The sequence below is a fragment of the Neptuniibacter sp. genome, assembly GCF_024231755.1.
In the GTDB taxonomy this organism is placed as follows: Bacteria; Pseudomonadota; Gammaproteobacteria; order Pseudomonadales; family Balneatricaceae; genus Neptuniibacter.
Genome location: NZ_JAAEQH010000115.1, coordinates 1 through 646 on the forward strand (window position 1 = coordinate 1; position 646 = coordinate 646).

Annotated in this window: 1 protein-coding gene; it reads left to right on the forward strand. The window is 45.7% G+C overall.

Annotated elements, in window-relative coordinates; translation table 11 throughout:
• Positions 1-438: phosphopantothenoylcysteine decarboxylase (locus GY843_RS06420; protein ID WP_297307699.1), on the forward strand; the 438-nt coding region annotated here is incomplete at its 5' end.
• Positions 439-646: the final 208 nt, after the last annotated feature.

Sequence of the window (646 nt, forward strand, 5' to 3'; positions counted from 1 at the left end):
ATGCAAATGAGAGAAGCTGTTCTGGAACTTTCGCGTACAGCCAACGCTCTGATAATGGCCGCCGCTGTGGCAGACTATCGACCCCAAAACTCAGCTCCAAACAAAATCAAGCGGAAGCAGAAAGATTTAAAACTCGAACTGTCCAAAACGCCTGACATAGTGGCCGAGGTATCGGGAAGTGTGATCAAAGTAGGATTCGCCGCTGAAAGCCAGGACCTGTTGCAGAACGCTACAGGCAAGCTTAAGGATAAAGGTCTCGATTTGATTGTGGGGAATGACATAACGGCACCTGATAGTGGTTTCAGCGTTGATACGAACAAAGTGATCATTATCGACCGAAACGGAGAAGCTGACCAACTGCCACTTATGCCAAAGATAGAGGTAGCCCACAAGATACTGGACAGAGTAGTAGCGCTGTTACCCAGAGTCGCCCATTAATTAACTGTACTGCACTCGAACTTTACTCCCAGCTGTTTGCGTTACCTCTTGGTTTCAAACCAATATGGATTGTTGCCGGTCTGTATTCCCAGAAATCTATTGACAAAGCTCTATGACAGAATTACACTTAGGCACTAATATGTAAAACAAAAGCATGATATAGACACTCTGATCATCGGGGGAATCACGATGGATGAGAAAAAGGCAC